General features: G+C 63.5%; 23 protein-coding genes and 1 tRNA gene. 7 read left to right on the top strand and 17 right to left on the bottom strand.

Translation table 11 applies throughout. From position 1 onward, the window contains the following. Positions 1 to 194: 194 nt before the first annotated feature. From LWF01_RS18280 to LWF01_RS18265, 4 genes are all read right to left on the bottom strand, one after another. Entirely contained in the window at positions 195 to 524 is a 330-nt protein-coding gene (locus LWF01_RS18280; protein WP_349638801.1) for a DMT family transporter, read from the bottom strand. Next, positions 521 to 871 carry a DMT family transporter gene (locus LWF01_RS18275; RefSeq protein ID WP_349638800.1) on the bottom strand — a complete coding sequence of 117 codons (351 nt, stop codon included), beginning with the start codon at positions 869 to 871 and terminating at the stop codon, positions 521 to 523. Before LWF01_RS18275 ends, LWF01_RS18280 begins: the two co-directional genes overlap by 4 nt. Next, complete coding sequence (locus tag LWF01_RS18270; RefSeq protein WP_349638799.1) at positions 868 to 1,380, bottom strand: TetR/AcrR family transcriptional regulator; 513 nt, start codon at positions 1,378 to 1,380, stop codon at positions 868 to 870. The genes LWF01_RS18275 and LWF01_RS18270 overlap by 4 nt, the downstream gene beginning before the upstream one ends. Positions 1,381 to 1,655: 275 nt before the next feature. Beyond that, entirely contained in the window at positions 1,656 to 2,666 is a 1,011-nt protein-coding gene (locus LWF01_RS18265) for a helix-turn-helix transcriptional regulator (protein WP_349638798.1), read from the bottom strand. 97 nt (positions 2,667 to 2,763) lie between these two features. On the opposite strand from LWF01_RS18265, the gene LWF01_RS18260 reads away from it, so the two are divergent. Next, entirely contained in the window at positions 2,764 to 3,231 is a 468-nt protein-coding gene (locus LWF01_RS18260) for a VOC family protein (RefSeq protein ID WP_349638797.1), read from the top strand. After that, entirely contained in the window at positions 3,228 to 3,647 is a 420-nt protein-coding gene (locus tag LWF01_RS18255) for a hypothetical protein (protein WP_349638796.1), read from the top strand. Before LWF01_RS18260 ends, LWF01_RS18255 begins: the two co-directional genes overlap by 4 nt. 129 nt (positions 3,648 to 3,776) lie before the next feature. On the opposite strand, the gene LWF01_RS18250 is transcribed toward LWF01_RS18255, so the two are convergent. The 10 genes from LWF01_RS18250 to dcd all read right to left on the bottom strand — a co-directional run bounded on the left by LWF01_RS18250 (position 3,777) and on the right by dcd (position 13,753). Beyond that, on the bottom strand, positions 3,777 to 4,715 hold the full coding sequence (locus tag LWF01_RS18250; RefSeq protein ID WP_349638795.1) for a sensor histidine kinase: 939 nt from the start codon (positions 4,713 to 4,715) through the stop codon (positions 3,777 to 3,779). A 2-nt stretch (positions 4,716 to 4,717) separates the two neighbouring features. After that, a complete protein-coding gene (locus LWF01_RS18245; protein ID WP_349638794.1) occupies positions 4,718 to 5,470 on the bottom strand; it encodes a response regulator transcription factor in 753 nt (250 codons plus the stop codon). Then, positions 5,460 to 5,873 carry a monovalent cation/H(+) antiporter subunit G gene (gene mnhG / locus LWF01_RS18240; RefSeq protein ID WP_349638793.1) on the bottom strand — a complete coding sequence of 138 codons (414 nt, stop codon included), beginning with the start codon at positions 5,871 to 5,873 and terminating at the stop codon, positions 5,460 to 5,462. The genes LWF01_RS18245 and mnhG overlap by 11 nt, the downstream gene beginning before the upstream one ends. Next, positions 5,870 to 6,139: an MrpF/PhaF family protein gene (locus tag LWF01_RS18235; protein WP_349638792.1), complete on the bottom strand. Its 270-nt coding sequence runs from the start codon at positions 6,137 to 6,139 to the stop codon at positions 5,870 to 5,872. Before LWF01_RS18235 ends, mnhG begins: the two co-directional genes overlap by 4 nt. Beyond that, entirely contained in the window at positions 6,139 to 6,771 is a 633-nt protein-coding gene (locus LWF01_RS18230) for a Na+/H+ antiporter subunit E (protein WP_349638791.1), read from the bottom strand. The genes LWF01_RS18235 and LWF01_RS18230 overlap by 1 nt, the downstream gene beginning before the upstream one ends. Further along, on the bottom strand, positions 6,768 to 8,429 hold the full coding sequence (locus LWF01_RS18225) for a Na+/H+ antiporter subunit D (protein WP_349640956.1): 1,662 nt from the start codon (positions 8,427 to 8,429) through the stop codon (positions 6,768 to 6,770). The genes LWF01_RS18230 and LWF01_RS18225 overlap by 4 nt, the downstream gene beginning before the upstream one ends. Before the next feature lie 56 nt (positions 8,430 to 8,485). Beyond that, entirely contained in the window at positions 8,486 to 9,016 is a 531-nt protein-coding gene (locus LWF01_RS18220; RefSeq protein WP_349638790.1) for a Na(+)/H(+) antiporter subunit C, read from the bottom strand. Beyond that, positions 9,013 to 12,027 (bottom strand): Na+/H+ antiporter subunit A, encoded by a 3,015-nt coding sequence (locus LWF01_RS18215; RefSeq protein WP_349638789.1) that lies wholly within the window; start codon positions 12,025 to 12,027, stop codon positions 9,013 to 9,015. Before LWF01_RS18215 ends, LWF01_RS18220 begins: the two co-directional genes overlap by 4 nt. Before the next feature lie 85 nt (positions 12,028 to 12,112). Continuing rightward, positions 12,113 to 13,159, bottom strand: a complete 1,047-nt coding sequence (locus LWF01_RS18210) for a hypothetical protein (RefSeq protein WP_349638788.1) — start codon at positions 13,157 to 13,159, stop codon at positions 12,113 to 12,115. A gap of 15 nt (positions 13,160 to 13,174) precedes the next feature. After that, positions 13,175 to 13,753, bottom strand: coding sequence for a dCTP deaminase (gene dcd, locus LWF01_RS18205; RefSeq protein ID WP_349638787.1), 579 nt, complete (start codon positions 13,751 to 13,753; stop codon positions 13,175 to 13,177). Positions 13,754 to 13,855: 102 nt separating this feature from the next. Here dcd and LWF01_RS18200 point away from each other — a divergent pair. Next, a tRNA-Gly gene (locus LWF01_RS18200) sits at positions 13,856 to 13,926 on the top strand. A gap of 109 nt (positions 13,927 to 14,035) precedes the next feature. Further along, positions 14,036 to 14,503, top strand: coding sequence for a ribonuclease E activity regulator RraA (gene rraA / locus LWF01_RS18195; protein WP_349638786.1), 468 nt, complete (start codon positions 14,036 to 14,038; stop codon positions 14,501 to 14,503). 17 nt (positions 14,504 to 14,520) lie between these two features. On the opposite strand, the gene LWF01_RS18190 is transcribed toward rraA, so the two are convergent. Continuing rightward, on the bottom strand, positions 14,521 to 15,141 hold the full coding sequence (locus LWF01_RS18190; RefSeq protein ID WP_349638785.1) for a TetR/AcrR family transcriptional regulator: 621 nt from the start codon (positions 15,139 to 15,141) through the stop codon (positions 14,521 to 14,523). 202 nt (positions 15,142 to 15,343) lie between these two features. On the opposite strand from LWF01_RS18190, the gene LWF01_RS18185 reads away from it, so the two are divergent. Both LWF01_RS18185 and LWF01_RS18180 read left to right on the top strand, forming a co-directional pair. Continuing rightward, the gene (locus LWF01_RS18185; RefSeq protein WP_349638784.1) at positions 15,344 to 16,948 is read left to right on the top strand and encodes a hypothetical protein; all 1,605 of its coding nucleotides are present in this window, start codon (positions 15,344 to 15,346) and stop codon (positions 16,946 to 16,948) included. 162 nt (positions 16,949 to 17,110) lie between these two features. Further along, positions 17,111 to 17,542: a DUF1801 domain-containing protein gene (locus LWF01_RS18180; protein ID WP_349638783.1), complete on the top strand. Its 432-nt coding sequence runs from the start codon at positions 17,111 to 17,113 to the stop codon at positions 17,540 to 17,542. A 66-nt stretch (positions 17,543 to 17,608) separates the two neighbouring features. Here the strand turns inward: LWF01_RS18180 and LWF01_RS18175 are convergent, their stop codons facing one another. Further along, positions 17,609 to 18,598, bottom strand: coding sequence for a DMT family transporter (locus LWF01_RS18175; protein ID WP_349638782.1), 990 nt, complete (start codon positions 18,596 to 18,598; stop codon positions 17,609 to 17,611). Here LWF01_RS18175 and LWF01_RS18170 point away from each other — a divergent pair. Further along, complete coding sequence (locus LWF01_RS18170; RefSeq protein ID WP_349638781.1) at positions 18,597 to 20,009, top strand: aminotransferase-like domain-containing protein; 1,413 nt, start codon at positions 18,597 to 18,599, stop codon at positions 20,007 to 20,009. The genes LWF01_RS18175 and LWF01_RS18170 overlap by 2 nt on opposite strands. Here LWF01_RS18170 and LWF01_RS18165 read toward each other — a convergent pair. Continuing rightward, entirely contained in the window at positions 20,006 to 20,779 is a 774-nt protein-coding gene (locus tag LWF01_RS18165) for an NAD(P)H-dependent oxidoreductase (RefSeq protein WP_349638780.1), read from the bottom strand. The two genes, LWF01_RS18170 and LWF01_RS18165, sit on opposite strands and share 4 nt — an antisense overlap. Positions 20,780 to 20,823 lie beyond the last annotated feature (44 nt).

Genomic DNA, 20,823 nt, shown 5'->3' with positions numbered 1-20,823 from the left:
CGGGCCTTTCGAGTCACGGTTTCTCTTTCTCCTCCTACTCTCGAACCCGACGCCATTTCGGTGGTGGCAGCGATGTTCCAGATTCGACACGACGGCGCCGTGGGCGTGCTCGCCACTCGATGAGCCGATCACCTCGCTACCGCCGCTAAACACCTGCCGGTAATCGAGCATCGAAGCCACCTGCCGGTGGAAATTCAGTGTGCGGCTCCGATTTCGATCAGGAGCACTCCCCCGGCGATGAGGACGATGCCCAGGCTCATCACCCAGGTGAGGGGTTCGTTGAAGAAGATGCGGCTGAGGATAGCCATGATGGCCACACCCGCGGCGGCCCAGATTCCGTACGCGACGCCGAGGGGGACGCCTTGATCCAGGACAACAACGAGCATGCCGAATGCGAAGACGTACCCGAGTCCGACTCCGCTCCACCAGAGCTTCTTCCCGCCGCTGGCCATACGCAGCGAGACGGTGCCGACGACTTCACCAGCGATTGCGCCGATGAGTGCAATGAGTGCAAACATGTTCATGCGGAAGCCTCCTCTTCCTTCTTCTGCGCGGCTTGCGAGCCGAGTTCGACCAACAGGACGCCGGCCATGACAACGATGATCCCGATTCCCATCAGAAGTGTGATGGGCTCGCCATAGATCACCATCGACATGATCGCGGTGAGCGCCACACCGCTGGCACCCCAGATGCCGTATCCGACGCCGAGGGCCATCCCGTTGCGCAGCGACATGAACAGCGCCAGGAACGAACTGATGTAGCCGATGACGACCGGCGCGTAGAGCCCCGGCGCGTCGAGGGCGCCCTTGAGTGAGAGTGAACCCGTCACCTCCAGCAGGATCGCGCCGACCAGGAACAGCCACTTCTTCACTTCTGCACTCCTTCGTTGATCAATCGCATCGCGACGGCGAGAATGTCCTCAAGTTGTGCTTCGGTCAGGTCGACGATGCCGAGCGACCGGTCAAACCACGCACCGTCCGCAATGAAGCGCGCGGCGCGTGCGGCGGGATGATCGATTGATGTGCCGAACCACGGATCGAGGCGGCGCACCCACTGCTCAGAGAGTTCGTCTCGCAGTCGGGCGTCGGCGAACAACGCCAGGTCGCTGGGGTCCATCGGGCTCGTGAGAGCGAATTCCACATACGCGCGCAGTTTTGTCGGGGCATCGGCCTCGCTGCTCGCCCGGGCGAGCAGATCGTTCTCCCAGATGTCCATCACGTGGTCCACCACGGCGAGAGTCAGCGTTGCTTTCGTTGCGAAGTGATGCACCACCCCTGGCTTAGTCAGACCGGCTTCCCGCGCCACCGAATCGATGGTGAGGGTCTGACCGTGCCGCAGGACCTTGATCGCCGCGTCGAGAATGTTCGTCTTGGATGTCATACCTCTAGTATACCTACCATCTGTATGGTAGGTATACTAGAGGAATACTCTCCGAGCCGATGGAAGCACTGCGTTCCTACCTGCTCGCCAAGCCGCGCCGTGCGCAGACCATCAAGTGGCTGTACCGCGGCCCACACGCTGACCTATTGCGCTCGATCGCGCTCGGAGAGGCCCCGCTCGACGAGGCAACCTTTAGCAGAAGCAGCGACAAAGGAATATCGCCTTCCTCTTGTGGCTCGACGAACGACACGCCACCCTGAAGTCAGCGGTGGAGATCACTGTTGGCTGCGCGGATCCTTGGCCTGGTCGGAACCATTCACGTCGTAGTCGTCGGCAATGGTTGCGGCGGCGTAGCGTTTGGCCAAGCGGCTCAGCAGGTCACGCAGTTCCGGCGGGTCGAGGACGTCGAACGCCGTGTCAAGGCTGGCGAGATAGCCGGCGAGGTCGAGCAGCGAGTTGCCGCCGGTTTCCAGCAGGCACGTGGTCTCATCAAGCGCGGTCAGCACGCCACCAGCAGGAGATATCAGCTCGGCGATGACGGTGGCGGGCGCGTGCAACCGTATCCGGGCCGGATAAGGCCAGGCCTGTGAACTGATTCCCCGAACGGTGTGGGTGGCGACGTCCGGATCAGGGGGTGGGCGTGGAGCGAAACGCGGACCGGTAGGAACACGGGGGCTGATCCGGTCGGCCCGGAAGGTTCGCCAATCCGCGCGTTGAGTGTCCCAGGCCACCAAGTACCAGCGGTGGCCGGTGAAGACGAGCCGGTGCGGCTCGACGTCGCGGACGGTGGCCTGGCCATTGTGTCCGACATAATCGAATCTGAGTCGTTCCTGACGCTTGATAGTCGTTGCGATCGCAGTAAGCGTGTCGGCGCTGACGGTGGGGCCGCGCCGCGGAGCAGACAGCGTCGCCGTGCGCAGGGCGTCGATGCGGTGACGCAACCGTGAGGGCAACGTTTGTTCCAGCTTTGCCAACGCTCGCAGCGAGGTCTCCTCGATTCCGGTGATCGTGCCGGCGGCCGCGGCGCGAAGCCCGACCGCGACAGCGACGGCTTCATCGTCATCGAGCAGCAGCGGCGGGAGCGCGGATCCGGCGGCGAGGCGGTACCCGCCGGTCGTCCCGGTGGTGGCGTGTACTTCGTAGCCCAGGATGCGTAGCCGCTCGATGTCGTTTCGCACGGTCCGAGTGGTCACATCCAGTCGGCGGGCGAGCTCCTCACCGGACCATTGGCGGCCAGACTGCATCAGCGAGAGAAGCCGCAAAAGCCGTACCGAGGTTTCCAACATTGCCGAGACCCGCTTCTTTCATTTAGGAACCACACATTCCACAACACCTCCTAGCGTAGCCATCACAGATCACACAACGAGACGAAGGAATGCGAAAATGAGCGAGGCACCACTCCTGCGAGGGCTTACTACGATCAGTTTCTGGGCCGCCGACGTGGAAGCAGCGAAGGACTGGTACACCCGGCTGCTGGGTATCGAACCGTACTTCATCCGGCCACCGGCTCCCGCGCCGGCCGCCTACATAGAGTTCCGCATCGGCGACTACCAGCATGAGCTCGGCATCATCGACAGCAGCTACGCTCCATCCGGCGTCGGAGCCACGCAGGGCGGCGCGGTGGCGTACTGGCACGTGGACGACCTCACCGGCACCTACGAGAAGCTACTGGCGATGGGCGCAACCGAGTACCAGCCGCCCACCGATCGGGGAGAAGGCTTCGTCACCGCCGCGGTCATTGACCCCTTCGATAACATCCTCGGCATTATGCACAACCCGCACTACCTGGACGTTCTTCGAGCCATCGCGACGCACGACGGCCCGTCGATGCGGACTGAGGAGCTGCCGTGACACGGTCTGTAGCGCAGAAGATGGGCGTCAAGGAAGGGGTACGCACCTTTTTCGTCAACGCCCCCGCACTGGCCTTGGATGCCATCGAGCTACCGGAGCTGGAAATCAGCGAAAACCTCGTCGGCGACTTCGACTACATCCACCTGTTCAGCATGACCCGAGCCGAGATGAACCAAACCTTCCCACTGCTCAAGCTTTATCTGAAACCGTCGGGCATGTTGTGGCTGTCGTGGCCCAAGAGCAGGAAGCTAGGCTCCGACCTCTCCCTGCCCATAGTGATCGAGATCGGCTACAACCATGGGCTCGTCGAGAGCACCTGTCTCCGGATCGACGACACATGGGCGGGTCTGAAGTTCACTCACCCGAAGAAAGGCAAGGTATACAACAACAGCCACGGCACGCTCCCCGACTACTGAGCGACGCGCCACCTTGGACGAGACGAAGACCACCAAGGTGAACTAGTACAAGTCTGCGAAGGCCGCGTGTGCCGCCCGGGCCGAACGTTCGATGGCGCGGTGCCTTTCGCCCCGCCGCGAGCGCCAAACTCAGCGGGAGCGCGCCGCTCCAGCTGAATTCGGGTAGGTCGGGCCGGCACCGGGCTGCGCCTCGGCTTCGATCAGCGCTGGCAACAGCATCCGAACCGCGGTCCCGTCACCCTGCTGGCTTCGCAGTTCGACCTTGCCGCCGTGACGCAGCACGATCGAGCGGACCAGCGCAAGGCCCATGCCTGACCCTGGTACGGCCCGCACACTTTGACCCCGAGCCAGTTCCTCCCACACGGCCATCTGCTCGCCGGCCGGAATCCCCATCCCGGTGTCGGCGACCTCGATGACCACCCAGCGAACGTCGTCGACGACCTGCTCGCTGGCGCGGATCTCCACCACATCGTCAGCGGACGAGTACTTCAGCGCGTTGCCGATCAGGTTGAGGATCGCGCTCAGAATGAGGTCTTCCTCGCCGATCACGTCCGGCAGCTTCCACGGTGCCCTTGCAACCGAGGCAACCAGCCTGCGGCCTTCCGCTCCCGGTGCTGTCCGCGCATCCTCGACTGCCTGTTCGACCAGCGTGGCCATATCCACCCGGAGGTAGTCGATCTGCCGGGTCTCGACGTCCGCAAGCTTGCGTAGGTCAGCCAGCAACCGCGCCACCCGGTTCGATGACGAGCTGATCGCCGTCAGGGACATGTCCAGATCTTCCGCTGTCGCCGAACCGTCCGCCAGCATGTCGCGCAGCGTCACCGCCGAGGTCCTGAGTACCGTCAGCGGATTCTTCAGCTCGTGGTCAAGCCTGATCAGCATCCGGTTACGCCTGACGGTGGCTTCATGCTGCTCGGCAGCGGCGGCCTGGATGGCAGCCTTCTGCGCCTGGTTCCGTCCGCGCCGGATCAACCACCACACCAGAGCGGCCGCTGCGAGCAGCACGACGAGGGCGAGGATGACGAAGAGCCACACCTCGATCCGGACGACGATGACGGTGTTCGTCACCTCTAGCGGCTTCCCGCAGCGCGCACGTCGCCGACGAACCGGTAGCCGCGGCCCTGGACGGTCGAAATCCACTGCGGATCGCCGGCGTCCTCGCCAAGAACCCGGCGCAATTCGGCGACCCGGCTGTCTACCGCGCGGGTGCCGACCGCATCGTCAAATCCCCAAAGAACCTCAAGCAACCGGGATCGTTCGATCAACTCGTCCTGGTGCACCATCAGGTACTCGAGCAGGGTGAAACCCTTCGGCGTTATCACCAGTTCCTTGTGGCCCAGCCAGGCGCGACGTCCGACCCTGTCTACCTTGAGCCCGCCGTTCGACACCAACTCCGGCGCATTCGCGATCGGTGGGCCGTCATTCTTCACCCGGCGCAGCACGGCGCGGATCCGGGCGACCAATTCGTGCGGATCGAAGGGCTTGTTCAAGTAGTCGTCGGCGCCTTCTTCCAACGCCATCGCACGCTCGACAGCCTCGCCGACCTGGGTGAGCAGCAGTACCGGCACCCAGTTTTCATCCTGGCGGAGCCGACGAAGCACCTCACGGCCGTCGGCGCCCGGCATCAGCACGTCGAGAACGCACACGTCCGGTTTGTGCCGGGCAATCTCATCAAGCGCAAGGGATCCATCGGCCGCAGGTATCACGTCGAAACCACTGCGCCGCAGAAACGGCACGACGGCGGCCAGAACCTCCGGCTCATCATCGGCCACCAGAACCTTCGGCTTGGCCGCCTGGTACGCCACCGGTCGCTTAATCTGCACCGTTCTCCTCCGCCGCTCGTGCACGTTCCTTTTCCCGTTCAGCTTCTTTCTTGCGTTCAGCCTGGTCGATCATCCGCTTCAACTGGTCTGTGTACAGCAGGTCACCCCGCATGTGTTTCGTACGGTAGGCAGCACGCCCGACCATATGGGCCGACACCGGCGCGGTCATCATCTGGAACAGCGCCACCAGCATGACCGATGTAATTGTGCCCCAGTTCGGGAACTTGACTGCCATCGCGGTCAGGATGCAGATCAGCCCGAGCACCTGGGGCTTGGTCGCGGAATGCATCCGGGAGAGCACCTCGCGGAACCGCAGCAATCCAACTCCGGCCGAAACCGACAGGATGCCGCCCGCGATGAGCAGGGTTCCGATCACGGCTTCCCGAATCACATCCAGGCTCATTGCGGGTCCTGCTTCGACACGTATCGGGCAACGCTGATCGAGCCGACCATGCCCATTATCGCGAGCACCAGGATGACCGGGACGTTATATGTGTGCTCGCGGTGGATCATGTCCGCGGCAAGTCCGCAGATGATGGTCGCCAGCAGCACATCGGAGGCAATCATCCGGTCAAGGATCGACGGCCCCCGGACAATCCGGATTACCGCCATCGCCGCCGTGGCGGCAACGCAGATGCCGACCGTGTACATCGCGACGGTCAGAAACATCAGGACAACCCCCGTTCCTTCTCGTAGGTCAGCTGCGCTCTGCTCATGCCCATCGGCTTGCGCCCGGTGGCGGTGCGAAACTGGTTGACCCGCCAGATGTCGTCCCGGGTGCCGAGGGCCCGGACCAGGCGCTCTTCGGTGGTCAGCACGTTTCGGCGGAATTTTTCCACGTCATAGTCTGATGACGCGCCGAGCACGTGCAGGTACAGCACCGAGTTCCCGCGATCGACTTCCACGACCAGGCTGCCTGGCACCAGAGAAACTGCCTGCGAGACGAGAGTCATCAGAAAGTCGGAGTTCGTGTGCAGGGAGGCGGCAATCACCGAGTTCACCGGCAGCCGGCGCGGATCGAAGGCCTGCGCGGCCACCTGCACCGACGCCCGGCAGACGTCCACGATGAAGTGGCCGGCGAAAACCAGGAACCAATAGAGATTGAAGCGCCCCGAAAGCTCAACCGGAGGCAAGTAAAGCACCCGGGTCACCAACACGGCAACGATGATGCCGGTGGTCACGCTCAGTAGCGAAAAGTGATCCCAGAGCATCACCCACAGGAAGACGAGCCACACCAGCAACGGAAGCTGCTTAAGCAGTGAGCGCCGGATCTTTACGCGCGTGGCCCCCGGGCTCATCATGTCGGCCCTCCGAATACGGCTTCCACATATGCGGCCGCTCCATCCAGCCCGGCAGCGGCGCGCTCACTGACGCCGTAGAGCGGCCCGGCGAACACGGTCAGCAGAATGCTCACCACAACCATCGCGGCCGTGCTGCCGACCATGGTCTTCGGCAACCGCTGCCCTATCGTGTCGGGATTGCTGACCGGCGAGTCTGATCCAACCCCTTCGGCTACCGCGAGCGACGACGGAATATTCTCCGCCGCTTCGGCAGCGCGGAACCGCTTCACGGCTTCAACGCCCACGCCGGCTTCTGAAGCAACCACCTCGGTACGGGATGAGGGTTTGGCGCCGTCCGGCCGCTTCGCCGCCTCGTGTTCCTTCATCAGCTCTACCAGGCCGTCTTCCGGCTCTTCTGCATCCGCTGGCGATCGCCAGAACGCGAAGTTCCACACCCTGCCGATAGCGTAGAGCGTCAGCAGGGACGTCAATGCGCCGCCGGCAACCAGCAGGTACGCGAGCGGCGTCCCCACGTCCACGCCCGCCTGGAACAGGCCGAGCTTGCCGAGGAATCCTGAGAATGGCGGAATTCCGGCCAGGTTCATTGCCGGGATGAAGAACAGGATGGCGAGCACCGGTGAGAATTTCGCCAAGCCGCCCAGTCTGCGTAGCGATGCCGATCCGCCAAGTCGCTCCACGAGGCCGGTGCCCAGGAACAGCGTGGTCTGCACGGTGATGTGGTGGATGACGTAGTAGATCGCTGCGTTCAGGCCGATCTGCGTGCCCAGCGCGATGCCGAACAACATGTACCCGATGTGCGACACCAGGGTGAACGAAAGCAGGCGCTTCAGGTCGAACTGCGCTATCGCACCGAGAATTCCGACCAGCATCGTCAGCAGCGAGAGAATCATCAGCGGCATACCGAAGTCGCTGTCCGGGAACAGCACCGTCTCGGTGCGGATGATGGCGTAGATGCCCACCTTGGTGAGCAGGCCGGCAAACACCGCGGTGACCGGCGCGGGAGCGGTCGGATACGAATCGGGCAGCCAGAACGACAGCGGGAAGATGGCCGCCTTGATGCCGAATGCCAGCAGCAACATGATGTGCAGCAGGTGCTGGGTGTCCAGCGGAAGTTCGGCGATCCGCATCGACAGCTGCGCCAGATTGACGGTTCCGGTAGCACCGTAGATCATCCCGATGGCGGCGAGGAAGATCAGCGACGAAAGCAGGCTGACAACGACATAGGTCATACCCGCGCGCACCCGCGATGCCGTGCCGCCGAGCGTCAGCAGAACGTAGCTCGCCGCCAACAGGATTTCGAACCCCACGTAGAGATTGAACAAGTCACCGGACACAAAAGCGTTCGCCACTCCGGCGGCGAGGATGAGGTAGGTAGGGTGAAAGATCGAAACGGGCGTTTCCTCGTCGCCGTCGGCCATGCCCTGGCCCACCGAGTAGATCAGAACGCTGAGCGTGACGATGGCCGAGATGACCAGCATCAGCGCGGCCAGCCGGTCCTGGACCAGGACGATTCCAATCGGAGCCTGCCAGCCACCCACATGCATGACTTGGGGACCGACGATGTCCACGATGAACAACATTGTCAGCGACACGGCCAGCACGATCGCAAGGGTCGAAATACTCACCGCAGCCTGCACTCGCGGATGCCTCGACAGCATCAGGGTCACCGCGGCGCCGAGCAACGGCAGCAGAACGGGCAGTGGGATCAGGAAGGTCACCTGGCACCCGTCTCTTTCTTCCGGGCGTTTCTTGCCCGCTGGGCGGGAGTGCCGTCGTCGTCGATATCGGGAGCGCCCTCGACGGCGTCCTCGGCCTCGTCGCCGAACTCGGTGTCGTCGTCGCCCGCAGCCTCGCCGAACTCGACATCCAGTTCCGCCTCAGACGCGGCGCTCTCGGCAAGCAGGACGTCGTCGGTGTCGTCCTGGATCTCGTCGGCCCGGGCCAGCCGCCAGGAGCGATAGATCATCGCGAGCAGGAATGCGCTGATGCCGAAAGTGATCACGATCGCGGTCAGGATCAGTGCCTGCGGCAGCGGGTCATTCATCCCCTCGGTGCTGAAGTTCTTCCCGTCGGTCACCGGCGCCCGTCCCGAGGGACCCCCGGCCATCAGCAGCAGGATGTTGGTGGCATTCCCGAGCAGCAGGAAGCCAAGCAGTACCCGGGTCAGCGAACGCTCCAGCAGCAGGAAGATCCCACAGGAGTACATCACGGCGATCAGGACCACGAGGATAAGGGGAACGGTCATAGCGTGTGTCCTCCCATCGGGCCGTCGACGGATGTCGCATCGGCATCTGTCGCCCCGACGCGTTCCGCCACGAGGTGCTCGCTGTCCCGGTGCTCGGCCTCGCCCGCTTCCTTGTCCTCTTCTTCCTGGCGGTCAACCTCCGCGCCGAGGCTGCGGAGCACGTCCAGCATGAGTCCGATCACGACGAGGTACACGCCGATGTCGAAAAAGGTCGTCGAGACGAATTCCATCGGGCCGAAGAGCGGAAGTTCCCACTCCCACCAGGTCGATTCGAGCACGTTCGCGCCGACCAGCAGGCCGACGGCGCCCGTGCCGCCCGCGATGAACAGTCCCGCACCGAGCAGCTTGCCGGCATCGATGGGGGCAGCTTCGGCAAGCTCGAAGCGTCCGCCGGCCAGGTAGCGCGCCACCAGCGCCAGCCCCGCCACCAGGCCACCGGCGAATCCACCGCCGGGCAGATTATGGCCGGAGAAGAGGAAGAAGAGCGACAGCACGATCACCGAGTGGAACAGCAGCCGCACCACCACCTCGAGCATGATCGAGCGGTTCTCCGGCGCGAGGCTGCGTCCGGCGAGCAGCCAGGCGTTCCTGGCGTCACCTTCAGCCTCGGCATCGCCGATCGACGGATGTTCGTCGATGTGGTGCGAATCGTAGGTATCGGTGATCGGCTTGTGCCGATCGAGGAAGGACTTACGCGGGACACCCTCGCCAAGGCGCTGAAGCCTGACTTCACGCTGACGAATGAAGATCAGGCTGGCCACACCCGTCGCGGCAATCACCAGAACCGAAATCTCGCCAAGAGTGTCCCAGGCCCTGATGTCGACAAGGGTCACGTTGACAGTGTTCTTGCCGTGGCCGACCTCGTAGGCGAGCTGCGGGAAGCTGACGCTGATCGGGGTATCGGTGCGGGCGCCCAGGGTGACGACTGCCACGACCGCCATCAGTGTTCCGACGACGACGGCGATCACGGCCCGCAACTTCCGATGCACCGACCCGTGCGCCTGGCCGATCCGAATCGGCAATCGCCGAAGCACGAGAACGAAGGCGACCAGCGTAATGGTCTCCACCAGCACCTGGGTCAGCGCCAGGTCAGGCGCACCCTGCATCGCGAAGAGCACGGCCATGCCGTAACCGGTCACGCCGACCACGACGACCGCCATGAATCGCTTATTCGCGCGGGTTGCGACCAGGGCGGCGCCGCCCATGATTACGGCGATCGGCAGCTGCGCGGGATAGTCCCACAGCCTGATGTCGTCCGGCCAGGTGCGGTTGGCGACCAGGCCAGCAGTCAAGGCGGCCACGAGCACGACAAGAATGACGCCCAGGTAGATCGGCAAGGAACCGCGCTGGGTCTTCGAGGTCAGGACGACAGCGAAGTGGTCGATGCCAGTCATCACCCGGCGGTAAGCCTTGTTGGCGTCCACCAGCGGATAGACGGACTGCTGAAGCCTGGCGACGGCGGCGCGACGGTAAAACATCAACAGGCCGAGAGCAATGTTCAGCGCGCTGACGCCGAGGGCGGGCTCCAGTCCGTGCCACAGCGCAAGGTGATACGGAGCCGAGCCGGCGTCTGCCGGAAACGTGTCGGCGTATCCGGCGAGTACCGGATCGGCGAGCGCGGCAACGAAGCCGCCGGCAATGGTGAGCGCGGCCAAAATCGCCGGCGCGGCCAGGAAGTCGACGTGCTCCTGGACGTATCGGGCTTCCCTGACCCCGGGCTTCCTGCCGAAAGCGCCCCAGACGAAGCGCGCACTGTAGGCCACGGTCAGGGTCGAACCGAGGAAGACACCACCGAATGCGATCCAGCCCCAGGGCGAGTGCGCTTCCAGCAGTGCCGAATACACCGCCTCCTTGGCGACAAATCCGGCGAGCGGTGGGATGCCCGCCATCGAAGCGGCGGCAATTACGCCGATCGTCGCGAGCAGGGGCGCCTTCCTGCCGAGGCCACATAGTTTCCGCAGGTCGCGGGTGCCGGCGCGGTGGTCGATTATGCCGACCACAAGGAAAAGGGCTGCCTTGAACAAGCCGTGCGCCAGCAGCAGCGCCAGTCCGGCGAGTGCGGCGTTTCGGGTTCCGAAACCCACCATCACGGTCAGGAAGCCGAGCTGGCTCACGGTGCCGTAGGCAAGCAGGAGCTTAAGGTCGGTCTGCCGCAGGGCGCGCCAGCCGCCGACCAGCATTGTGATCACGCCCAGGCTGATCAGCAGCGGTTGCCAGCCTGGTGTATCGGAAAACCCAGGCGCTAACCGGGCGATCAGATAGATACCTGCCTTGACCATCGCGGCAGCGTGCAGGTAGGCGCTGACCGGCGTCGGCGCCGCCATCGCCGCGGGGAGCCAGAAGTGGAACGGAACCAGTGCCGACTTCGAGACAGCACCGACCAGGATCAGCGTTATCGCGCAAGTCACCACGGGGCCCGACGGCGGGGCGGCAAGGATCTCGGACAGCAGCTGGGTTCCGGCAGCGCGACCAAGCATCACCAGGCCGACAAGCATCGCGAGACCACCCGCAGTCGTGACGATCAGCGCCTGCAGGGCGGCCCTTCTGGCCTGCTTCCGGGCCGTGTTGTACCCGATCAGCAGGTAGGAGAAGATCGTGGTCGCTTCCCAGAAAATGAAAAGCACAATCAGGTCGTCGGCGATTACCAGGCCGTACATCACGCCGGCGAATGCCAGGAGGACGGCACCGAATTGGCTCAGGCCGCCATCGTTCGGGCGGAAGTATCGCGAGCAGTACAACAGGACGAGGGCGCCCACTCCCGTCACGAGCAGGGCAAGCACCCACGCGAGCATGTCCATCCGGAATGTGAGCTGCAGCGAGAGCCCGGGTATCCAGTCGTAGGTTTCTGTGACGTCGCCGTCGCCCTGGACCTGTTTGTAGTAGCCCAGGGTGTGCAGGAACGCGACGGCCGGAACGATCGGAACGATCAGGAATGCCCGTCGTCCCAATTTCCGGAACAGGACCGGCGCTACGAGCGAGGCCACCCCGAAAACCGAGAGCACTACGAGCACATGCCCTCCTCGCGGGTCTACCCTATTCCGGGCGGTTGGCTTTGGCTCCCAGCCTATCGGTTAGGGTCGCCACACCAAAAATGCTCTACAGCTGGTGGCGGTTGACCAGGAAGCCGAACTCATCGACGATTTCGCCGTTCACGGCTTCGGCAAGCGCGCGGGAAAGGCGCTCGACAATCGGCCGCGCGGATTCGCGGGCCTCGATGAACTCCTCCGACGGGTCGGCCGTGTAGCGTTCCTCGCCGGCATCGGTCCAGCGGACCTCGTATTCAGTTACGTCGATATCGCCCCAGTCGATGCCACCGAGCGCGGCTGGCAGCTCTTCGGCAACGTGAACACGTAACTCGATCGCCCCGCCGGGCAACGGGCAGACGATGGCATAACCGTCCAGCACCTCTTCACCGGCCAGGGCCTCGGCGTCAAACTGATCGGACCGGGCATGCAGCGCGACCCGCTGCTCCTCCGTCAAATCCGCATCGGCACCGTCACCGGGCTCGTTCACCAGACCGGGCGGTGGTCCATGCCATTCCTGGGTGGCAATGGCCAACTCTGCGGTCGGCGCAACCCGCCGGGCTAACGGCTCGAGCGTCTCAGGCGATAGCCAGTAGGCGGAGAACACGCACAGGTCGACGGCGTCACCGGGGTCCGGAGTGATGATTCGCGGCGCCGGCGCTCCGGACCCCGAGTGCTCATCCGGCCGCGCGCCGGTGGAGGGCTCATCCGGCCGCGCTCCGGTGGAGGGCTCGTCAGCCAGCCGGATCGACAAATGCAGGCGTCGTGCGACGTCGATAAGCAGCTCAAGCGCACGGCCTTCGCCGCGGGTGGGCAGGCCCTCAGGGAAGGCAAGGTGCAAGCCCTCACGATCGGCAAGCCAGCTAGGTGGCGGACTGGCCTCGCGTTCCCGGGGAATCTCGAGGCCGAAGACTGCCTCGATGGTTTCGTCGATCCCAAGCGCGACGCGATCCGCGGCGGTCAGCTCAACCGGGCCGACCACGCTGCCATGTCGACTGAGCCGCCAGTGTTCGCCGTCAATCCTGGTGAGCGTTGGAAGCCGGGTCTGCAGCAGGATGACGACGTCACTTGGTTCAACCTCGCCATCGAGGAGAAGCAGGTGGGTCGATTGAAGCTGCATCTGATCCAGCTGCATCTAGGTGGCGGCCCGGTAGAAGTTCTGGTGCGAGCGAGAGGCCGTCGGCCCGCGCTGCCCCTGGTAGCGGGAACCGTATTCGCTTGAACCGTAGGGGTGCTCTGCCGCGGACGACAGTCGGAAGAAGCACAGTTGCCCGATTTTCATCCCCGGCCACAGCGTGATCGGCAGGGTTGCGACGTTCGATAGCTCAAGCGTGACGTGCCCGGAGAATCCCGGGTCGATGAATCCCGCGGTGGAGTGCGTAAGCAGCCCGAGCCGGCCGAGGCTCGACTTTCCTTCGAGGCGCGCCGCGATGTCGTCGGGCAGCGACACAGTTTCAACGGTTGACCCGAGCACGAACTCGCCCGGGTGCAGCACGAACGGCTCTCCCGGCTTCGCCTCCACCAGCCGGGTGAGGTCTGGCTGTTCCCGAGCGGGATCGATCACCGGATACTTGTGGTTGTCGAATAGCCGGAAGAACCGATCGAGGCAAACGTCAACGCTCGACGGCTGGACAAGACTGGCGTCAAAGGGTTCGAGCTTGACGCGTCCGTTCTGGATTTCGGCGCGGATGTCGCGATCTGAAAGCAAAGTCACGAGTTCACCGTAGCGAACTTTTCGGCGCGTCACCGACCTAGCCGTCGTCCCGCCATCCGGTAGCGTCGGTTAGACTGGCGTCGAGCGCCTCAGACGGCGTCCGCGGGTGTAGTTCAGTGGCAGAACTTCAGCTTCCCAAGCTGATAGCGCGAGTTCGATTCTCGTCACCCGCTCTGATGAAAACAGGGTCCCCGAGCGCCAGCGAGGTAGGGCTTCTCGTCACCCGCGCCAAGCGGGCGCCCTGGCCACCGCGCTATGCTCGGGCGGAACGAGAGGACGACAATGGCTACTAACACCGCGGATCTCTACGACGAACTCGGTGAGAAGATTCAGTCCCTGTCACTGCAACTGCAGCTGTTCGGCGGCGTGTCCAAGTTCGAGGGTTCAATCCGAACAGTCAAGTGCTTTGAGGACAACGCGTTGCTCAAGTCTGTCGTTTCCACGCCCGGTAACGGCGCTGTGCTCGTCATCGATGGCGCCGGGTCTGTCGAGCGAGCGCTAATGGGTGACATGATCGCGCAGATCGCTGCTGACAACGGCTGGGCGGGCGTCGTCATCAACGGTGCGATTCGCGATCGTGTCGCGATCTCCGAAATCCAGATCGGCGTAAAAGCTCTTGGAACGAATCCCCGTAAGAGCACCAAGACCGGCGATGGCGAGTCCGACGTCGTACTGGAGTTCGGCGGCGTCGCATTCCGTCCCGGCGCCAAGCTTTACAGCGACGAAGATGGGATCCTCGTCGAGCACTGAGGATTTCTCGTCAAGGCTCACTTCGCAAAGAGTCTCGGCGCATCCTTCAGGCGCGCAGAGACAATCTCGTCGAACGGGCTGGTATTGCCCTCGGCCAGGAAGATCTCGGAGCTGGACTGCAGAATGGCGCTCAGCAGGTTCGCTGCCAGGATGCAGCTCGGATGGTCCGGCGCGAGGCCTTCACGTTGAGCGATAAGAGCCTTGATTTCGCTACTGCGCTCGATGTGCTTTCGCAGGTGCAGCTCCAAGAGCCGCGGCGACTGCTGCAGCGCCGCCTTGAGGTTTCTCAGCTCTTTAGGATCTGGCTGCGGATCATCGAATCCCGCCGCAACGACAGTCAACAGATCCTGCAGTAAATGCCCGGTGGGCCCGTCAGTCAGAAACACCTCCTGCGCGGCGGCGGTGACTTTGCTCTTGTGATGCACTCCCAGCAATGCTTCTTCCTTCGAGGAGAAGTAGTTGAAGAAGGTGCGTCGGGAGATACCTGCCTCGTCGGCAAGGTCTTCGATGGTGAAGCGATCTATCCCGCGCTCCGCCGCCAGCCGTCGGGCCGTAGACGTCAGTGAGCGAGTGGTAGCGAGCTTCTTCCGCTCGCGGAGACCTAACGTTTCGTCCAGAATTTTTGCACTAGGTGCCATAGAGTGCATTTTTGCACCAAAACAGCCATAACGGCAATAATTTGTGCAACAGCTCACATAGTTGAATATTGAATTACCGTGAACAATATGGACAAATCGACTTTTCATTAGCGCTTGTCTACCGCTGGGGATAATACTGATCAGGTTGTGACTTACCCGTTACGCGGTTTTTACCTCGAGCACCGAAAGGTACTACGTCCCCATGACGCTCAGCAAAACCCAGCGCAAGCTAATGCTTGCCCCGGCCGTAACAGCGCTGGCGCTGTCCGGCCTTGTCGCATCCCCAGCATTCGCTACCGACAAGGCAGCAGACCCGGCGCCGGCCAGCCCATCGACTGAGAAGTCCGCACCAAAGACAAAGTCGCAGGAGGCCGCTCCGACAGCACCTGCTCCTGCAGCACTCGCCCCTGTCGCGGATGAGAAGTCCATCTCGCAGACGGACCTGCAGGAAAAGGGCCTCCCCGTTTCGATCAAGCCGACCACGGGCGACCCGGCCGGCAAAAAGGTCACGACGAAGTTCGTTGACAGCAAGGAAGGTCAGTTCGAAGGTACTTCCTTCACCTTGGACTCCGAAGGCAAGTACTCGGGAACAATCAAGGCTAACGGCAAGCTTGCGCCTGGTGCCGCAACGATCGAACTCTTCATCGAAGGCCAGGAAGGCGCAGCGGGCACCATCGGCCTCACGGTCGTCGAGGACGCTCCGGCCGCCCCCAAGGCATCGGTAGACCCTAAGTCACTGCCGCAGAACGCCTTCGAAGATGGCAACACGTTCAATGTCGATGTCAGCGGCTTCGATGCTGACGAAGAAGTGACCGTCACGATCGACGGCAAGAAGCTCAGCTTCGATAAGTCGTTCGAGAACGGCGAAGGCGTAATTTACGTCACGGCCGAAGACGGCGCTCCGACGAGCGTCGGCACGCACGAGGTCGTGGTCACCGGTGCAACCAGCGGCAAGACAGCCACCACCAGCTACGAGATCACCGAAGCTGTCGAGGCCGGCAGCATCAAGACCAACAGGACCGAGTTCACCGCGGGCGACAAGACCTGGGGTGGCGGCATCGACGTCACCGGCGAAGGCTGGGAGCCTAACACCGAGGTCACCGTCCAAATCGGAATCGGCAACGGGCAGTCGGGCAGCAGCATCGCCAGCGCAAATGTGAAGACCGACGAAAACGGTAACTTCACCCTGAAGAACTTCACGCCGGAAGAGGCACCACGGCTGCTTGAGGACGACGAGCGCATGTCCCTCGTTGCGGGTGCCAATGGCGTCTACGCGGAGTCAGTAGAGCTGACCGTCGTCGAGAAGAAGGTCGAACCGTCGATCACCGCGACACCGGAAAAGATCTCCGCCTCTGACTTCGAGAACGAAGACAAGGGCGTCACGATCGAGGCCACCGGGTACCAGGAAGGCGAAACCGTCAAGGCGACCGTCAACCACGAAGACGGCAAGACCGAGGAATTCACCCTCAACGCCACGGCGGACGAAGAGGGCAATGTGTCCTTCAAGCTCTACGCCATCGGTGATGCAGTTCTCGGAAATTACACCGTTGAACTCAATGGCGACGAGACCGACGGATCACTGTCGACCGGCTTCGAAGTTGTGGCCGATGACAATGGCGATGACGAGGGCAACGGCGGTGGCGACGGCGATAACAACGCCGACGACAACGACGACCAGCTGCCACGCACGGGTGCCGAACTCGGCGGCCTCGGCGCAGGAGTCGTGCTGCTCGCAGTTGGTGCAGCCAGCGTCCTGTTGACTCGCCGTCGCAGCACGAAGAGCTCGACCGATGCGGGCGAGATCTAAGCTCTGCATGCCGCGTCAGCGGTAGAATTGAGGGCCGTGGCGAACGATCGCCACGGCCCTCAGCTTTGCCCGTTGCACCCGGTTCGCCGAGTACAACGAGCGGACCGCTTCATGAACTTGCCGGTCCAGCAACATAAGGCCCAGCGGAATGAGGAGAATCCGATGGACAGGACCCCTGGGGACGTTCCAGTCTTCCTGGCTGGCGTAACGCCAAAGAAGCGTCAGACAGACGCCGAACAGCTGATCGCGCTGATGTCCACGGTGACCGGCGAGGCACCGCAGCTATGGGGAACTGTGATCGGCTTCGGGCAGTACCACTACAAGTACAAGAGCGGGCGAGAGGGCGATGCGCCCGCCGCCGGATTCTCGCCCCGTAAGGCAGCAACAACGATCTACCTACCGGATGGCGTCGGTCCGTACAGCAGCCAGCTGCAGCAACTCGGTCCCCATACGACCGGCGTTGGCTGCGTCTACATCAAAGACCTGCAAACTATCGATCTCGGCCTACTCGAAGCCATCATCACCGAGTCATACCGCGCAATGACCAGCGGCACAAATGCCCTGCGCGCCCGCGATGGGGCCCCGCGCGGCTAATCTCGCTAACCACGAGGGCGAGGCACAGGCGGTCACCCTGGATGATTGCGACTGGTCCGCGGGACGTCAACGATTTCGGTCTGGAGCTGTGGCTGCGGCTGGAGCCGCGATTTCGGTCTGGAGCCGCGGCTGGAGCTGCGGCCTGAGCCGGACACGGACGGCGATACCTGCACAGAGGATGACGGCGACTCCGCCGACAATGGTTTGCCAGCTCAGCGCCTCGCCCAGCAGGAGCGCTGCCCAGCAAATGCTCAGTACCGGCTGCACGAGCTGGATCTGACCCACTTGAGCGATCGGCCCGATGGCAAGGCCGCGGTACCAGGCGAAAAAGCCAAGGAACATGCTGACCACGCCGAGATAGCCAAAAGCCGCCCACTGCAGCGAGGTCCCCGTGGGCAGCTGCTGGGCGACTGAAACCCCGGTCAGGAACACCATCAGCGGCGATGCGAGGACAAGTGCCCAGGATACTGTCTGCCACGCGCCGATCTCTCGGGCGAGCAATCCGCCTTCGGCGTATCCGATGGCGGCGGCCAGCACGGCGCAGAAGAGCAGCAGGTCCGCCCAGTGCAATTGCCCGAAACCGCCGGGCTGCGCGAAGGCGAAAACTATCGCCGCGATTGATCCCGCGGCCGTAACGGCCCAGAACGCTACCGGTGGACGTTCCCGGCCCCGAATAACCGCGGCCGTCGCAGTCGCAGCGGGAAGCAGCGCAATAACGACGGCGCCATGGCCGGCCGGCACGGTTGTGAGCGCAAACGATGTGAGCAGCGGGAATCCCACGACTATCCCGCCAGCGACTACCGTGAGCCGCGCCCACTGCATGCCACGAGGGAACCGCTGCCGGGTCAGCGCAAGCGCCAGCACGGCCAGAATAGCGGCCACGACTGCGCGCGCGGACCCGATGAACAGCGGCGACAGCCCAGCGACGGCGACTCGGGTGAAGGGAACGGTAAAGGAGAAAGCCGCTACTCCGAGAAGGCCCCACCACAGCCCCACACGCTGATTAGAGAGTATCGGCGGCCGAAAAATCGTAGTAGCGCTACTATTGCTTCTCATGACCAACGATAGCAGTTCTCGAATTGCCGCGGGGCTAAGGGAATGGCTCGGCGGCGCCGCACCGGGATCCCGACTCCCATCCACACGGCGCCTGGTTGCCGAGTATCAAGCCAGTCCGGTGACAGTGCAGAAGGCATTGCAGATGCTCACAGCGCAGGGCCTGATCGAGAGCCGCCCTGGCGTGGGGACCTTCGTCCGGGCAGCTCGGGCCGCCCGCCCATCTGATTACGGCTGGCAGAGCGCGGCCCTCGGTTCCCGGCAGACGCAACTTCCAACGACCTCCGCCGCGCTGCGTAGCGCACCGAATGATGCCATTGCCTTCCACTCGGGCTATCCGGATCGGGAACTTCTGCCGGAGCGTCTGGTCAGGGCGGCACTGGCCCGGGCGGCCCGGGGCGACGCAGCCCTTTCCCGCCCACCCGTTGCCGGACTCCCGGAGCTGCAATCCTGGTTCGCGCACGAACTCGGCGGCTCCACCCCGGCGGGTATTAGCCCGCCGACGCCGAGCGACGTCATCGTGCTGCCCGGAAGCCAGAGCGGACTCAGCTCCATCTTCAGCGCACTGGCCGGCAGCGGGCAACCGCTACTGATGGAGTCTCCGACCTACTGGGGCGCGATCCTGGCCGCCGCCCAAGCCGACGCCCGCGTCATCCCGATACCCAGCGGACCAGACGGCCCCGACCCGGAACAGCTGGACCGGGCATTCGAGAAAACTGGCGCACGGCTGTTCTACGCGCAACCCAACTACGCGAACCCCACCGGAGCGCAATGGGCAACCGGGCGGAGTGAACAGATCCTGGATGTGGTGCGCGCGAACAGCGCGTTCCTCATCGAGGACGACTGGGCACACGACTTCGGCATCACCAGCAATCCCGTACCCGTCGCCACCCGCGACGATTCCGGCCACGTCGTCTACCTTCGATCTTTGACGAAGAGCGTCTCCCCAGCAATCCGCATTGCCGCCGTCATCGCTAGAGGACCGGCACGGGAACGCATCCTTGCAGACCGTGGCGCGGAGTCGATGTATGTCAGCGGCCTCCTCCAGGCGGCCTCCCTCGATGTCGTCACACAGCCCGCCTGGACGACCCATCGACGAAGCCTCCGGCACCAGCTCCAATCGCGGCGCGACCTCCTCGTCAGCAGCATGCGCGAGCATGCACCGCAGGCCCACATCGAGCACGTTCCGAAGGGAGGGCTGAACCTCTGGGCACGTCTGCCCGATGGCACCGACCTCGAACAGCTGACCCGCGGCTGCGAGAGGGCCGGCGTCATCATCGCCGCCGGCACCGAGTGGTTCCCAGCCGAACCAGCAGGCCCATTCATCCGGCTCAACTACTCGGGGCCGAATCCGGGTGCATATCCAGAGGGAGCACGTATCCTCGGCCGGACAATCGACCGCGCCGGATCTTAGTTTCCCGCGATGTGCGCCGCCAGACCCGTTTCACATCGCGCCACATCCGGGCGCAACACGAGGTCTTCGTCGTAGTCGCCGCAATTCTGATAGCGGAACGGAACCGGCTCCGCCGTCGGCACGGAGAGCAGCCGCCGCTCCAGTTCCTGGGACACCCTGGTGAACTCCAGATCAGGGAGCCGGTCCGCCCCGGAAACGACGAGTGGCGGCAACACCGTGATGCCGCTGTACCAGAGCGTGCCGTGGGTCAGCGGGAACAGCAACTGATCGATATCGCCATTGACGCCTCGCGGTCCGATCGTTGCCTCAGGCGCACCGGCAGTAACGATGATCATTGCGCGCCGACCGGCGAGCTTGCCCTCGCCGTAACGAAGCGTGCGGCCGGTCCGCCGATCAATGACTCCATATCCGAAGCCCTTGACGAATACTCGATCGAACCAGCCTTTGAGTATGGCCGGCATCCCGTACCACCACAGCGGAAACTGCAAGACCACCGTGTCGGCCCACGCCAGCTTTTCCTGCTCAACCAACACCTCATCACTCAGCGTCTGGTCAAGATACGCTCCTTTGGATGCCGCGGCTACCCTAAGTCGATCAACGCCGTCATGCCCGAAGTCGGCTCCGGTGACCACCGGATTCCATCCCATCGCATACAGGTCGGACTCGCGATACTGGTGCCCGTGGGCCTTCAGACTGCGAAGCCCGACGTCGCGAAGCGCGCCGTTCAATGAGCGGTGTTCGGGATGCGCGAAGAGCCATAGCACCTTCATCTGATCTCCTTCTCGGTATCGCGCCCGGCACCCGGAGCCTTGCC

The sequence above is a fragment of the Saxibacter everestensis genome (assembly GCF_025787225.1).
GTDB lineage: Bacteria > Actinomycetota > Actinomycetes > Actinomycetales > Brevibacteriaceae > Saxibacter > Saxibacter everestensis.
The sequence above is the reverse complement of the archived record's forward strand: the minus strand, read 5'-3'. Positions and strand labels throughout refer to the sequence as shown.

Bases quoted from the DNA above. Each gene is read 5' to 3' on its own strand.
- LWF01_RS18235 (WP_349638792.1), bottom strand. From the start codon at position 6,139: ATGTTTCTGACCGTCGCGATGTACACGGTCGGCATCTGCGTTGCCGCC.
- LWF01_RS18230 (WP_349638791.1), bottom strand. From the start codon at position 6,771: ATGATGAGCCCGGGGGCCACGCGCGTAAAGATCCGGCGCTCACTGCTT.
- LWF01_RS18270 (WP_349638799.1), bottom strand. From the start codon at position 1,380: ATGACATCCAAGACGAACATTCTCGACGCGGCGATCAAGGTCCTGCGG.
- LWF01_RS18165 (WP_349638780.1), bottom strand. From the start codon at position 20,779: ATGAAGGTGCTATGGCTCTTCGCGCATCCCGAACACCGCTCATTGAAC.
- LWF01_RS18210 (WP_349638788.1), bottom strand. From the start codon at position 13,159: ATGCAGCTTCAATCGACCCACCTGCTTCTCCTCGATGGCGAGGTTGAA.
- LWF01_RS18190 (WP_349638785.1), bottom strand. From the start codon at position 15,141: ATGGCACCTAGTGCAAAAATTCTGGACGAAACGTTAGGTCTCCGCGAG.
- LWF01_RS18185 (WP_349638784.1), top strand. From the start codon at position 15,344: ATGACGCTCAGCAAAACCCAGCGCAAGCTAATGCTTGCCCCGGCCGTA.
- mnhG (WP_349638793.1), bottom strand. From the start codon at position 5,873: ATGAGCCTGGATGTGATTCGGGAAGCCGTGATCGGAACCCTGCTCATC.
- LWF01_RS18280 (WP_349638801.1), bottom strand. From the start codon at position 524: ATGAACATGTTTGCACTCATTGCACTCATCGGCGCAATCGCTGGTGAA.
- LWF01_RS18265 (WP_349638798.1), bottom strand. From the start codon at position 2,666: ATGTTGGAAACCTCGGTACGGCTTTTGCGGCTTCTCTCGCTGATGCAG.
- rraA (WP_349638786.1), top strand. From the start codon at position 14,036: ATGGCTACTAACACCGCGGATCTCTACGACGAACTCGGTGAGAAGATT.
- LWF01_RS18180 (WP_349638783.1), top strand. From the start codon at position 17,111: ATGGACAGGACCCCTGGGGACGTTCCAGTCTTCCTGGCTGGCGTAACG.
- LWF01_RS18175 (WP_349638782.1), bottom strand. From the start codon at position 18,598: ATGAGAAGCAATAGTAGCGCTACTACGATTTTTCGGCCGCCGATACTC.
- LWF01_RS18220 (WP_349638790.1), bottom strand. From the start codon at position 9,016: ATGACCGTTCCCCTTATCCTCGTGGTCCTGATCGCCGTGATGTACTCC.
- LWF01_RS18170 (WP_349638781.1), top strand. From the start codon at position 18,597: ATGACCAACGATAGCAGTTCTCGAATTGCCGCGGGGCTAAGGGAATGG.
- LWF01_RS18225 (WP_349640956.1), bottom strand. From the start codon at position 8,429: ATGCTGTCGAGGCATCCGCGAGTGCAGGCTGCGGTGAGTATTTCGACC.
- LWF01_RS18260 (WP_349638797.1), top strand. From the start codon at position 2,764: ATGAGCGAGGCACCACTCCTGCGAGGGCTTACTACGATCAGTTTCTGG.